Consider the following 13,089-nt stretch of genomic DNA (forward strand, 5'->3'; position numbering starts at 1 on the left):
TTGAGCCCGTGCAGGTGACCACTAGGACTCCGCCGGGGCCCGCCTGGTTCCCCATTCACCGAATAGGGACGATTCGCACCGGGAAACACCATCCCACACCGGCACCGACCAGTGCGGCCGAACGAACCAGGACCACCCCGACGGAGCGGGCGACTAGTGGACCGCGGACACCACACCGGCCAGCCGCTGGGCGGCGGACTCGGCCTCGTCGTGGCTGGGCGCCTCGACCATCACCCGGACCAGCTGCTCGGTGCCGGAGGGTCGCAGCAGCACCCGGCCGGTCTCCCCCAGCTCGGCGCTGACCTCGGCCACGGCCTTGCTGACCGACTCGGCCACCGCGACGGCCGCCTTGTCGGTGACCCTGACGTTGATCAGGACCTGCGGCAGCCGCCGCATCACCCCGGCCAGCTCGGCCAGCGACCGGCCGGTGGCCGCCATCCTGGCCATCAGCCGCATCGCGGTGAGCAGCCCGTCCCCGGTGGTCGCGTGCGAGGGCAGCACCACGTGGCCGGACTGCTCGCCGCCCAGCGCGAAGCCACCGGCCCGCAGTTCCTCCAGCACGTACCGGTCGCCGACCGCGGTGGTGCGCAGGCTCACCCCGTGCTCGCGCATCGCCAGGTGCAGCCCCAGGTTGCTCATCACGGTGGCGACCAGCGTGTCGTCCACCAGCTCGCCCGCGTCCTTCATGGCCAGGGCGAGCACGGCCATGATCTGGTCGCCGTCGATCTGCGCGCCGGAGGCGTCCACGGCCAGGCAGCGGTCGGCGTCACCGTCGTGGGCGATGCCCAGGTCGGCGCCGTGCTCCAGCACCGCGGCCTGCAACACCTCCAGGTGCGTCGAGCCGCAACCGTCGTTGATGTTCAGGCCGTCCGGGTCCGCGTGGATCGCGATCACCTCGGCACCGGCCCTGCGGTACGCCTCGGGCGCCACGGTGGCGGCGGCCCCGTTCGCGCAGTCCACCACGACCTTGAGCCCGTGCAGATCGTGCGGAGTGGACAGCAGCAGGTGGTCGGTGTAGCGCTGGACCGCGTCGGTGACCTCGCGCACCCTGCCGACCCCGGCACCGGTGGGCCGGTCGCCGCCCTGCTCGCCGAGGGTGGCCTCGATCTCGTCCTCCACCGAGTCGGACAGCTTGTGGCCGCCGTCGGCGAAGAACTTGATCCCGTTGTCGGGCATCGGGTTGTGCGAGGCGGAGATCATCACGCCCAGGTCGGCGGACAGCGCGGACACCAGGTACGCCACGGCGGGCGTGGGCAGCACGCCCACCCGCAGCACGTCGGCCCCGGCCGCGGTCAGCCCTGCGGTGACCGCGGCCTCCAGCATCTCGCCGCTGGCACGCGGATCCCGGCCGACCACGGCGACCGGCCGGTGCGAGCGGTCGTGCTCGGCCAGAACCCGGGCGGCTGCGGAAGCCAGCGAGAGAGCGAGTTCCGGGGTCAGGTCCGCGTTGGCGAGACCGCGTACGCCGTCGGTGCCGAACAGGCGAGCCATGGGCGCTGCTACCTCCTGAGTGTGGGGAAGGACTGCGGCAGCCTACGGGGGCCACAAGCACAACGGGCGACGTGGTCTGCTCTCGCAGACACACGCCGCCCGTTGTGGTTCGCGCGTTAGCGCTTGCTGTACTGCGGGCCCTTGCGGGCCTTCTTCAGACCGTACTTCTTGCGCTCCTTGGCCCGCGGGTCACGGGTCAGGAAGCCGGCCTTCTTCAGGGCCGGGCGGTCGTCGATCTCGAACTCGATCAGCGCACGGGCGATCGCCAGGCGAAGCGCACCGGCCTGGCCGGAGGTGCCGCCACCGACCAGGTTGCCGATGATGTCGAAGGACTCGGCCCGCTCCACGGTCACCAGGGGCTCACGGATGAGCTGCTGGTGCACCTTGTTCGGGAAGTACTGCTCCAGGGTCTTGCCGTTCAGCTTGAACTGACCGGAGCCCGGCACGAGGCGCACGCGGACGATGGCCTCCTTGCGGCGGCCGACGGTCTGGATCAGGCGGTTGGGCAGGACGACCGGGGCAGCCTCGACGGCGGCCTCGACCTCAGCGTCAGCGTCGACCGCGGCATCGAACTCGGCGACGGCGTCAGCCTCGGCCGCGACGGCCGACTGGGCGTCTTCGGCGAGCTCGGCCTCGACGGCGGGCTCGATGTCAGGAGTGGTCACTGGTGCTTCCTCGGTCACTGGGCGATCTTCGTGATCTCGAACGGCTGCGGCGCCTGGGCCGCGTGCGGGTGGGCCGGGCCCGCGTACACCTTCAGCTTGGTCGCCATGGCGCGACCGAGCCTGTTGTGCGGCAGCATGCCCTTGATGGCCTTCTCGACCAGGCGCTCGGGGTGCTTGTCCAGCATCTCGCCGAAGGAGCGCTTGCTGAGACCACCCGGGTGACCGCTGTGGCGGTACACGAAGGACTGGTCGCGCTTGCTACCGGTCAGCGCCACCTTGTCCGCGTTCACGACGACGACGAAGTCGCCGGTGTCCACGTGAGGGGCGTAAGTCGGCTTGTGCTTGCCGCGCAGCAGCGTCGCGACCTGCGTGGCGAGCCGGCCGAGCACCACGTCCTGGGCGTCGATGACGTGCCAGGCGCGGTTCACCTCGCCGGCCTTCGGGCTGTACGTGCGCACGGATCTACCTCGTCGTCACTGCAGACATGCTTCGCTCGGGAGCGGACGGGCCGCAGAGCAGTAGTTCAAGCAGGTCTTGGTCGTCATGGGGTGTCGTTGCGGCGTCTGCGCCAGCGTGGTGGAGCATTGCTGGTGCACGCGCGGCAACAACCGTCGCGCCGCATACCGCACAACAACGTAAGAAGATACCGGGTGCCACCCGGCAGGGTCAAAACGGGTGGTCCACCCCGCACACGCGCGTGGACCCCGGCCGGGCCGGGGTCCACGAAGGCGTGCTCGGGTGAACGACCCGTCAGCCCCAGAGCTTCTTGGCCGCGCCCTCGGCGTTCTGGTAGCCCTCGCCGGCCTGCTGCACGGCGGAGCCGATCGCGGCCAGCGTGGCGAACAGGTCCGCGGCGGCCTGGTCCCAGCGGCGCTGCGCCTCCTGGTAGGACTCCGAGGCCTCACCGGTCCACTCGCCGACAACCGGGGCCAGCTTGCTCTTGAGCTGGTCGAGGTGGCTCTCGATCGACTGGTGGATGCTCTTGATGTCAGAAGCCGCCTGCGCGACCTCAGCGAAAGTAACCTGTACGTGCCCGCCCATTGGTATCTCCCCTGTATGAAGTCGAAAAAGGTCGTGTGATCTGCGCGAAGGTGAAACTGAACCGCGAAAGCGATCCCAGAAGAATCAGTTGCCGGCGAGGCGGCTGGCCACGTTGCTCAGGCTGTGGCTCTGCTCCTCTTCCTGCGCGGCGTAACCGGCGGAGTTGGTCTTCATCTGGTTGGCGATGTCCGACAGCGCCTGGTTCAGCTTCTTGGCGTCCGCGTCGAAACGCTCCATGAGGCTGTGGAAAGCCGTGGCGGCCTGGCCCTTCCAGCTGCTCTGCAGGGGGGCGACGTCGGAGGCGAGCTTGCTCACCGAGGCGCTGACTTCCTGCTCCACGTTCTCGATGTCCTTGGCCAGGTTCGCCATGTCCTGGTAGTTGGTCCCGTAGCCGCCGCTCATTGGAAGGCCCCCTTCATACGTGGGTGTCGTGCCTGCTTGGTTCGTACGTTCACTGCGACGTCGACAGTGCCATGTCCGGTTCCGCCTCGTCGCGAGTTCGTGGCAAACAGTTGCTCCAGTAAACGCGGCCGGGTGGAACTAGCCGCGGAACAGGATTTTCTCTTGCGAAAAGTCCTCGTCATCGTCACTCGGACGAGGAGACCGCCTCCCCGGAGCGGGTGGTCGGGTCGCACTGGGAGTAGTCGCCGGGGGCGCTGCCGCGAGCAGGTCCGCCCCCGCGGGCAACCGGTCGACCGGCAGCCCGTTGTCCGTGCGGAACGAGGTGGCCGACCGGCGCAGGTCCTCGGAGGTGAGCTCGCCCGCGACCGGCTTGGCCTGGCCCGATCGCACGGCCTCGGCGAGCTCCCTGGTGCGGCCGGCGAAGGCGGCACTGCGCTCGCGGGCGGCGGCGCTGGCACGGGCACCACGGTCCACCGCCGCGTCCACCTCGGCCCGGAACCGGGACGCGGCGGCCCCGAAGCCCGACCCCGAAGACATCTGTGCTGAAGACATGGTTCCCTCCTGGATCAGGCGTTGACGGTGAGGCCGCTCACGACCTGCTGGCAAGCCGCCTGCACCTTGTCGCGCCCCGCGTCGGTGTACTGGCAGCCGACGCTGACCTGTGCCTTGCCCTTGAGCACCACGTACCAGTCGACCATCGCACCCCCGCGCTGCTGGCGGTAGTACACGGTGTCCCTGCCCGCGAAACTCACCCGATCGGCGAAGCCGGAGAAGGCCGAACCGGCACCCTGCACCGCCTCGCGGATCTCGCGCACCGCGCGGTCCCGCTGGCCGGAGCTGTCGTAGGTCAGCGCGAGCTCCTGCACCGCGATCAGGTCGTCGCCCGAGGGCGCGGCGTCCGGGGTGATCTGCACCTCGCGCTTGGTGGCGTCCCCGCCGACCTGGCTCCAGCCGACCGGGGCGGTGAACTGGTAGTCGTACTGGGCGATCTGCTTGCCGGACGGCCCGCTGCCCAGCACGCGGAACAGCGTGACGGCCACGGCCACCACCAGGACCACGGCGCCGACGACCAGCCAGGGCAGCCGTGACCGCAAGCGATTGCGCACGGGCGGCGCCGCGCTGGCGGCCTGTGGCGGCACCTGCGGGAAGTTCTGCTGCAGCGGGGGCAGACGGGTGGTCGCGCCGGGGGGCGGCGCGGGCAGTCCACCCGGCGGGGTCACCACGGGGCCCGCACCGCCGACGGGCACCGGCTGGTAACCACGCGGCGGGGACTCCAGGGGCTGGTGCATCGGGTGCGGCGGGCGCACGCCGGGCAGCGCACCGGTCCGGTGCGGGTCCATGGTGACCACCCGCAGGGCGCCGCGGGCGACCACCGTCTCCGGCTGGTCCAGGGTGGTCGGCATCACGCCGGTCCGCTCGTGCACCAGGCGGGCGACCAGCGGGATCCGGCTCGACCCGCCGACGAGGAACACGGTGGACAGGTCGCCGGGGGCGAGCCCGGCCGCGCGCACGGTGTCGGCCACCAACTCGGCGGTGCGGCCCAGCTGCGGGCCGATCAGCCGCTCCAGGTCGGTCCTGGTGATGTGGGCGTCGGGGAAGGGCGGTGGCATCGGCACGTCGGTGTAGGCGTGCCGGGACAGGGTCTCCTTGGCCCCGCGCACGTCCTGGCGGAACACCCGCCGCCTGCGCCGGTCGGCCAGCTCGCGGCCCTCCACCAGCGCCTGCCACGCCTCCTGCCCGCCGGTCGACACCAGGCTGCCGACGTGTTCCAGCAGGGCCTGGTCGATGTCGGCGCCGCCGAAACCCGGATCGCCCTTGGTGGCCAGCACCTCGAAGGAGGCACCGCGCCGACGCACCACGCTGGCGTCCACGGTGCCGCCGCCCATGTCCAGCACGGCCAGCGCCGCGCCGTCGGGCATCGCCGTGGAGGCCGAGTGGAACACCGCCGCCGCAACGGGTTCGGGCACCAGTGACACCTCGGTGGCCAGCCCCTGCCCCGCCTGGCGGAGCAGCCGCGTGCGCACCGCGCCCCAGTCGGCGGGGTGGGTCAGCACCAGCAGGTCCACCGCGGCACCGCCGACCAGCCGCCGCGCCTCGCCCACCGCGCGGACGAGCACCGCCCTGATCACGTCCAGCACGTTGAGCACCGTGTCGCCGAGCAGCAGCTGCCCCTCGTCGATGCGCCGCTTGGGGTGCGGCTCGTAGCGCGAGGGGTCCACCGCCGCCTGGCGCTCGGCCTCCTGCCCGACGAACAGGGTGCCGCCGCGGTCGGCGAAGACCGCGGACGGCATCACCGGGGTGCCGCCGTCGAGCACGACCAGCTGCGGCTCCCTGCCGTCCACCGCCACCGCGACGCACGTGCTGGACGTGCCGAAGTCGACCGCTACGTGGATCGTCAAGCTAGTCAGCCTGCAACCAGGCCGTCTGCATGAGCTGCTGGCCGAGCTTGCGCGTGATGATCATGCCTCGGCCCGGGGGCAGCACCTTCGGCTTGTACGTGCCCAGCAGCACACCCTCGTCCTTGTTGCAGCTCATCACCATGCCGGGGGCCGCGATCTCGCGCAGCTTGCCGATGATCGGGTCGAACATCGCGCGGCTGGCGCCACCGGAGCGCCTGGTCAGGATCATGTGCAGACCCACGTCCTTGGCCTGCGGCAGGAACTCCGACAGCGGCTGGAGCGGATTGCCGCTCTGGGTGACCACCAGGTCGTAGTCGTCCACCACGACGAACACCTCGGGGCCCTTCCACCAGGAGCGGGCCCTGAGCTGCTCCTGCGTGACGTCCGGACCGGGCAGGCGCCCGGCCAGCGAGCCGCGGATGTCCTTGATGGTGTCGGTCAGCTGGTTGGCCGAGACCACGTAGCTGAGCAGGTGGTCGGTGTCCACGAAGCCGAGCATCGTGCGCCGGTAGTCCACCAGCAGGATGACCGCCTCGTTGGTGGTGTACCGGGTCATGATGCCGCGCACGATGGTGCGCAACAGGTTCGTCTTGCCCGACTCGCCCTCGGCGAAGGCCATGAAGTGCGAGTCGGCGTCGAAGTCGAGGAACACCGGGGCGAGCCCGTCCTCGTTGACGCCCAGCGGCACCAGCCGGGGGTTGGCCTGCTGCTGCGGCACCGGCAGCTGCTCGTAGGGCAGCAGTTCGGGCAGCAGCCGCACGACCGGGGCGACCGGTCCGCGCCAGGCGGCGTTGATCTTGGCAAGGGCGTCCTGCACACCGGCCGCGACATCGCCCGTGTTGGAGGAGGAGTCGATCCTCGGCAGTGCGGTGAGGAAGTGCAGCTTGTCCGGGGTCAGCCCGCGGCCCGGCCTGCCGACCGGTACGTTCACCGCGACCTTGCGGTCGAACTCCGACTCGCTCGGGTCACCCAGCCGCAGCTCGAACCGGGTGCCGAGCAGGTCCTTGAGCGCGGGCCGGATCTCCGCCCACCGGTTGGCCGAGATCACCACGTGGATGCCGAAGGACAGACCCTGTGCGGCCAGGTTCAGGATCGACTGCTCCAGGACCTCGAACTCCTGGCGGAAGTTCAGCCAGCCGTCCACGATCACGAACACGTCGCCGTACGGGTCGTCCTTGATCTCCCCGCGGCGCTTGCGGTTGCGGAACTCGACCATGCCGTCGATGCCCGCGGCGCGGAAGCGCTGCTCGCGGTCGGAGATCAGCGTGGTCAGCTCGGCCACCATGCGGCGGGCCTTGTCCGGGTCGAGACGACCGGCCACGCCACCCACGTGCGGCAGGTTCTCCAGCGGCGCCATGGTTCCACCACCGAGGTCCAGGCAGTAGAACTGCACTTCCTCGGGGGTGTGCGTGAGCGCCATGGACATGATCAGCGTGCGCAGCAGCATCGACTTGCCCGACTGCGGACCGCCGACGACGGCCCCGTGGCCCGCGGCACCGGAGAAGTCGGTCCAGAAGGGGTCGCGGCGCTGCTCGAAGGGCTTGTCCACCAGGCCGATCGGGACCTGGAGGTAGCCCTGGAAGCCCTGCGGCTGCACACCGCGGTCCGGGGTGGCCACCAGCGGGGGCAGCAGCATGTCCATCGACTGCGGCTCGTTCAGCGGGGGCAGCCACACCTGGTGCGCGGGAGCGCCCTGGCCGTTGAGCCGGCCCACGATGACCTCGAGCACACTGGGCTCGATCTTGTCCTCGTCCTTGGGCTTCTCCGGCACGACCTCCTTCGGCTTCTCCGGCTCCTTCGGGATCTCCACGTAGTCCGGCACGAACAGCTTGGGCCTGCGGTCCCCGCTGATGCCCGAGGGCGTGGCCGGTCCGGCGATCATGCCCGCGGGGCGGTACGGCCCGGAGACGTAGGCCGCCTTGAACCGGGTCATCGGCTCGCCCTGGATGGCCAGGTAGCCGGAACCGGGGATGGGCGGCAGCTCGAAGGCGTCCGGCACACCGAGCACGGCGCGTGACTCCGAGGCGGAGAAGGTCTTCAGACCGATCCGGTAGGACAGGTAGGTGTCCAGGCCGCGGAGCTTGCCCTCCTCCAGGCGCTGCGAGGCGAGCAGCATGTGGATCTGCAGCGAGCGGCCGACCCGGCCGATCTGGAGGAAGATGTCGATGAAGTCCGGCTTGGCCGTCAGCATCTCGGAGAACTCGTCGATGCAGATGAACAGCGCGGGCAGCGGGTCGAGGTCGGCGCCCTTCTCGCGGGCGCTCTCGTAGTCCCAGACGTTCTTGTAGTTGCCCTTGGCCAGGATCTCCTGGCGGCGGGCGACCTCACCGGCGATCGCGTCCTTCATGCGGTCGACCAGGGTCAGGTCCCCGGACAGGTTGGTGATGACCGCGGCCACGTGCGGGGCGTCGTCCAGGCCGAGGAAGGTCGCACCACCCTTGAAGTCCACCAGGATCATGTTCAGTGCGGTGGAGGAGTGCGTGGCCAGCAGGCCGAGCACCAGGGTGCGCAGGAACTCGGACTTACCGGAACCGGTGGCGCCGATGCACAGGCCGTGCGGGCCCATGCCGCCCTCGGCGGCCTCCTTGATGTCCAGGTCCACCGGCTGGCCGAACTCACCGACCCCGAACGGGATCTTGTAGCGGTCCGACTTGGGCCTCGGCCGCCACGCCTGGGCGATCTCGAAGGTCATCGGGTCGCCGGGGATGCCCAGCAGCTCGAGGATCGGCGGGTTGGCGGTCAGCAGCGGCTGGTCGTCGCCACCGGCGTCGGCCTGCTGGCCGCCCATCCGGTACGGGGAGAGCCGGCGCGCCAGCGCCTCGGCCTCCGGCACGGTCAGCGTGTCCGGCTTGCCGAACCACTCCACCCCGCTGGCGCTGCGCGCGCCGAGCCGGTCCGGCTCCACGACCAGGCGCAGGCCGCGGCGCGCGGGCAGGTTGCCCAGCGAGTCGGACAGGTCGAGCAGGGTGACGCCGACCAGGCCCTCGTCGAGGACGATCTGCTCCTCGCGGGTGACCTCACCGTCGTCGATCACCACCACGATGTGCGGCTGGTCGGTCAGCGGCGGCGCGTTGCGCTGGAACCGCTGGCGGTCCTTCATGTACTCGTGCAGCCACTGCTCGACCTGCTCCAGCGAGCCGACCATCATGCGCAGCTGGCCGATGCCGTCCACGGCGGTGGGGTGCTGGGTGTGCGGCAGCCACTTCGCCCACTCCCACTGCTCCTTGGCACGGCCCGTGCTGACCACGGCCACCAGCAGGTCGTCCGGGGAGTGGAAGGTCACCAGCTGGCCGAGCATGGCCCTGGCCAGGCCGCGGGTCAGCTCGCGCTCGCCCTGCAGGGAGATCGCCGCGAACCCGCGCATCGTGATCATGGTGGGCAGGCCGGGCACGATCGAGTGGGCGCGCACGAAGCGGCGCAGCGCCAGCGTGGCGATCGGCTCCAGCTCGTCGACGGGCCCGGTCTGCGGCGGCACCAGGCGGGTGGCCAGCCGCTGCGAGCCGCGCGCGATGCGCACGTGGCCGAAGTCGGGGTCGGCCTGCCTGCGCTCCCACATGCGGCGGCTGGTGGCCAGCGACCACAGCGACTGCGGGTCGGGGTGGTTCCACTCCAGCGAGGCGCGCTGGTCGTCGGCGGCCTCCCTGGCCCGCTCGCGCATCTGCCCGAGGTACCGCAGGTAGTCCTTGCGGTCCTCGTTCATCTCGGCCTTCTTCTGGCCACCGCCCCGGCCACCGCCGCCACCGGCCATCATGCCGACCGTGGACAGCAGGAAGAAGCCGCCCATCATCAGGGTCTGCGGGTTCCGGCCCGAGGCGGGGCCCATGAACATGTAGCCCATCATGCCGACCGAGGCCACGATCATGACCACCGGCAACACCTTCATCACGATGTTGCCGGGGATGACCCTGGGCAGCTCGGGCGGCGGTTCGAGGTGGACCTCGCCACCCGGCGGCCGCGGGGCGGCCAGGCGGGGCGAACGCCTGAACTGCAGCGTGCTCACCGGTCTCACACCTCTATCGGGTCGGGGTAGGTAAACCCATTTGAACGTCTTCACCGGAACCGGCGTTCCCCGGCTGTCCGGTGCGGCCATACTAGGGGCGCTCACCGACAGCGCGGGGGCGGTTCCGGGATACGCGTCCCGATCGGGTGCCCGCGCGGTGGGCTGTCCACAGGAGACGAACAGTGAAGGGGGCGCTCGTGGCGACCGGAACGACGGTGTTCAGCCGGGTGACGGTGGTCGCGCCGCGAACGCGGATCGACGTCGCGTTGCCGTCGGACGTCGCGGTTGCCGACCTGATGCCCATGCTGCTGGAGATGGCCCGTGAGGCCACACCGGACGGTGGCGCGCGGCACGGTGGCTGGTGCCTGGCCAAGCTCGGCGACAGCCCGCTGGATCCCAGCAGGACGCTCGCCTCGCTGGGCGTGGTCGACGGGGACATGCTCCAGCTGCGCAAGCGCTCGGAGAACCCGCCGCCACCGCTGTACGACGACGTGGTGGACGCGATCGCCGAGTCCAATCCGGACAGCTTCCGGCCGTGGACCCCCGAGACGGCACGGCGGATCGGGCACGTGGCCGGTGCGCTGGCGCTGATCGGCTCGGCGGTGGCCGTGCTGCTGGCCGGTCCGCTGCTGGGCGGCAACGGGCTGGCCGCCGCGATCGCCGCCGGCGTGGCGATGATCGCCTTCGTCGCGGTCGGCGCCGTGCTCGCCAGGGTCTACGCCGCCCCGATCACCGGGTTGATCGTGGCCGCGGCGGGCGGTCTGCCGATGGCCTTCGTCTGCGGGCTGTACGTGGTGCCGGGCACCCCGGGCCGGTGGAGCCTGCTGCTGGCCTGCGCGCTGGTGATGGTGGTGTCCTGGGCCTGCATCCTGGTCGTCGGCTCCGGGGTCACCGTGTTCATCGCCGCGGTGACCTTCTCCACGCTGGGCGCGCTGGCCTTCCTGGTCGGCGCGCTGCTGGACACCCAGCCGATCGCGGGCATCGCCGCGGGCGCCGCGGCGGTGGGCCTGGTCGCGCTGTCCTGGTTGCCGCGCATGACGATCCAGCTCGCGAAGCTGCCGCTGCCGACCGTGCCGGGCAACGCCGAGGACCTCAAGGACGACGGCGGTTTCCCCGACTACGCGGTGATCGAGCGGCGCGCGGGCCTGGCCCACGAGTTCATGACCGGCATGATCATCGGCAGTGGCATCACCGCCGCCGTGGCCTCGGTGCTGGCCGCCACCTCGGGCACCATCTGGGGCCCGGTCTTCGCCGTGGTGGTGACCCTGGTGATGCTGCTGCGCTCGCGCACCTACGCCAACGGCAGCCAGGCGGTGGCCCTGCTGACCAGCGGCATAGTCTCCTCCGCCGGTGTGCTCATCGGCTGGCTGGTCAACTCCGACCCGGTCGGCAGGCTGCTGTGGGTGTTCGGCACCCTCGCGCTGCTCGGTGCCGCCGCGCTGGTGCTGGGCGCGGTCTTCCCCAAGCAGAAGTTCTCGCCGGTGCTGCGTCGCTCCGTGGACATCTTCGAGGCGATCTGCATCGCCGCCGTCGTGCCGCTGGCACTGGCCGTGATGGACCTGTACAACACGCTGCGGCACCTGAACTTCTGAGGACCACTCACATGCGCATGGGGAGGACGCGTCGGCTCACGGCCGTGGCCGGGGCCGTGCTGGTGGGCGTGCTGGGTCCCGGCCTGGCACCGGCGGCGGCGCAGCAGGCGCCCGCGGGCGGACTGACCGCCGGGGTGCCGCCGCGCTGGGACGGCGCGCGGATCAACGACAACCCGAACCCCGGCCCGGGCGTGGGCGCCGAGGGCTGGACCCTCAAACCGCCGACCACGCAGTGCGTGACCTCGTTCAAGAAGGCCACGATCTCCGAGTTCCCGCTGGGACAGCCGTGGCTGCGGCTGGACGAGGCGCACCGCTGGGCCACCGGCAAGGGCCAGACCGTCGCGGTGATCGACACCGGGGTGAACGACCACCAGTACATCAAGGTCACCAAGTCCGGGGACTACCTCGGGCAGACCCCGGGACTCGGCCCCGGCAAGCGCGACTGCGACGGCCACGGCACCGAGGTCGCGGGCATCATCGCCGCCCACCCGGACAACACCAAGGTCGGCTTCCAGGGCGTCGCCCCGGACGCGAACATCATGTCGGTGCGCCAGTCCAGCAGCGTCATCAAGCGCAGCAAGGAGAACCAGGAAGCCACCGCGGGCAGCCCGACCACACTGGCCTACGCGATCAAGTGGGCGGTCTCCCAGGGCGCCAGCGTGATCAACATCTCGCTGGCCTCCTGTTTGCAGGTGAGCCCGAACATGAGCTTCACCTCCGACCAGAAGCAGTTGCAGGCCGCCATCCACGAGGCCGTGGAGAACAAGGTCGTCATCGTGGCCGCCGCGGGCAACCTCCAGCAGCAGGGCCAGAACTGCGGCACGCAGAACGACAACCCCGACCCGAACGCGCCCAAGTGGATCGAGTCACCGGCCTGGTTCGCCGAGGACGTGCTCTCGGTGGCCGCCCTCGCCGCCGACAGCAGCAACGGCGAGCAGGTCGGCCAGCCCGCGAGCTTCTCCATGTGGGGACCGTGGGTCGGCGTGGCCGCACCCGGCACGAAGATCATCTCGCTGGACCCGGGCTCCACCGACGGCATGGCCAACCAGACCATCGAGGGCGGTCAGACGCAGAGCATCCAGGGCACCAGCTTCGCCGCGCCCTACGTGGCCGGGTTGGCCGCGCTGGTCAAGGAGAAGTTCCCGAACCTGGACGCGCACCAGGTGATCCGGCGCATCGAGATGACGGCCCAGCACCCGGCCGCACCCGGCGGGCGCAACAACCAGGTCGGCTACGGCATGATCGACCCGGTGGCCGCGCTGACCGCGATCGTGCCCGGTGAGCCGGGCAGCCCGCAGGTGGCCAGCGGCCAGCAGATCGCCTCGGACCTGGGCTCGCCCGGGGACAACGGGCTCCCGCCGATGGTCATCGCGATGCTCGGCACCGCGGCGGGCGTGGCCCTACTGCTGATCACCCTGTTCGTGGTGCACGCGGTGAACACCAGCAAACGGCGCCAGGCGGTGCAGCCCTCGCGGCTGCGCATCTGAGCACAGCACGAA

At 70.9% G+C, this 13,089-nt stretch carries 10 protein-coding genes; 2 read left to right on the forward strand and 8 right to left on the reverse strand.

The genetic code is table 11. The features are described 5' to 3' along the window. Positions 1-153 precede the first annotated feature (153 nt). From glmM to KALB_RS40225, 8 genes are all read right to left on the reverse strand, one after another. Positions 154-1,491, reverse strand: a complete 1,338-nt coding sequence (glmM, locus tag KALB_RS40190) for a phosphoglucosamine mutase (RefSeq protein WP_025361338.1) — start codon at positions 1,489-1,491, stop codon at positions 154-156. A gap of 116 nt (positions 1,492-1,607) precedes the next feature. Continuing rightward, a complete protein-coding gene (rpsI, locus tag KALB_RS40195) occupies positions 1,608-2,156 on the reverse strand; it encodes a 30S ribosomal protein S9 (RefSeq protein ID WP_025361339.1) in 549 nt (182 codons plus the stop codon). 14 nt (positions 2,157-2,170) lie between these two features. Further along, positions 2,171-2,614 (reverse strand): 50S ribosomal protein L13, encoded by a 444-nt coding sequence (gene rplM / locus KALB_RS40200; RefSeq protein ID WP_025361340.1) that lies wholly within the window; start codon positions 2,612-2,614, stop codon positions 2,171-2,173. A 292-nt stretch (positions 2,615-2,906) separates the two neighbouring features. Further along, complete coding sequence (locus tag KALB_RS40205; RefSeq protein WP_025361341.1) at positions 2,907-3,197, reverse strand: WXG100 family type VII secretion target; 291 nt, start codon at positions 3,195-3,197, stop codon at positions 2,907-2,909. Between the two features lie 84 nt (positions 3,198-3,281). Continuing rightward, entirely contained in the window at positions 3,282-3,599 is a 318-nt protein-coding gene (locus tag KALB_RS40210) for a WXG100 family type VII secretion target (RefSeq protein WP_025361342.1), read from the reverse strand. Positions 3,600-3,737: 138 nt separating this feature from the next. Then, a complete protein-coding gene (locus KALB_RS44670; protein ID WP_148309838.1) occupies positions 3,738-4,151 on the reverse strand; it encodes a hypothetical protein in 414 nt (137 codons plus the stop codon). A gap of 14 nt (positions 4,152-4,165) precedes the next feature. Then, positions 4,166-5,998 (reverse strand): type VII secretion-associated protein, encoded by a 1,833-nt coding sequence (locus KALB_RS40220; protein ID WP_025361344.1) that lies wholly within the window; start codon positions 5,996-5,998, stop codon positions 4,166-4,168. Between the two features lies 1 nt (position 5,999). Continuing rightward, complete coding sequence (locus KALB_RS40225; RefSeq protein ID WP_025361345.1) at positions 6,000-9,998, reverse strand: type VII secretion protein EccC; 3,999 nt, start codon at positions 9,996-9,998, stop codon at positions 6,000-6,002. Between the two features lie 197 nt (positions 9,999-10,195). Here KALB_RS40225 and eccD point away from each other — a divergent pair, with 197 nt between their 5' ends. Continuing rightward, the gene (gene eccD, locus KALB_RS40230) at positions 10,196-11,590 is read left to right on the forward strand and encodes a type VII secretion integral membrane protein EccD (protein WP_025361346.1); all 1,395 of its coding nucleotides are present in this window, start codon (positions 10,196-10,198) and stop codon (positions 11,588-11,590) included. A gap of 17 nt (positions 11,591-11,607) precedes the next feature. Continuing rightward, positions 11,608-13,077, forward strand: a complete 1,470-nt coding sequence (mycP, locus tag KALB_RS40235; RefSeq protein ID WP_236650118.1) for a type VII secretion-associated serine protease mycosin — start codon at positions 11,608-11,610, stop codon at positions 13,075-13,077. Positions 13,078-13,089: the final 12 nt, after the last annotated feature.

It is taken from the genome of Kutzneria viridogrisea DSM 43870 (assembly GCF_000525635.1).
Classification (GTDB): Bacteria; Actinomycetota; Actinomycetes; order Mycobacteriales; family Pseudonocardiaceae; genus Kutzneria; species Kutzneria viridogrisea.

Coding starts and splice junctions, on each gene's coding strand:
- glmM (WP_025361338.1), bottom strand. CDS start 1,491: ATGGCTCGCCTGTTCGGCACCGACGGCGTACGCGGTCTCGCCAACGCG.
- KALB_RS40205 (WP_025361341.1), bottom strand. CDS start 3,197: ATGGGCGGGCACGTACAGGTTACTTTCGCTGAGGTCGCGCAGGCGGCT.
- KALB_RS40210 (WP_025361342.1), bottom strand. CDS start 3,599: ATGAGCGGCGGCTACGGGACCAACTACCAGGACATGGCGAACCTGGCC.
- KALB_RS44670 (WP_148309838.1), bottom strand. CDS start 4,151: ATGTCTTCAGCACAGATGTCTTCGGGGTCGGGCTTCGGGGCCGCCGCG.
- mycP (WP_236650118.1), top strand. CDS start 11,608: ATGGGGAGGACGCGTCGGCTCACGGCCGTGGCCGGGGCCGTGCTGGTG.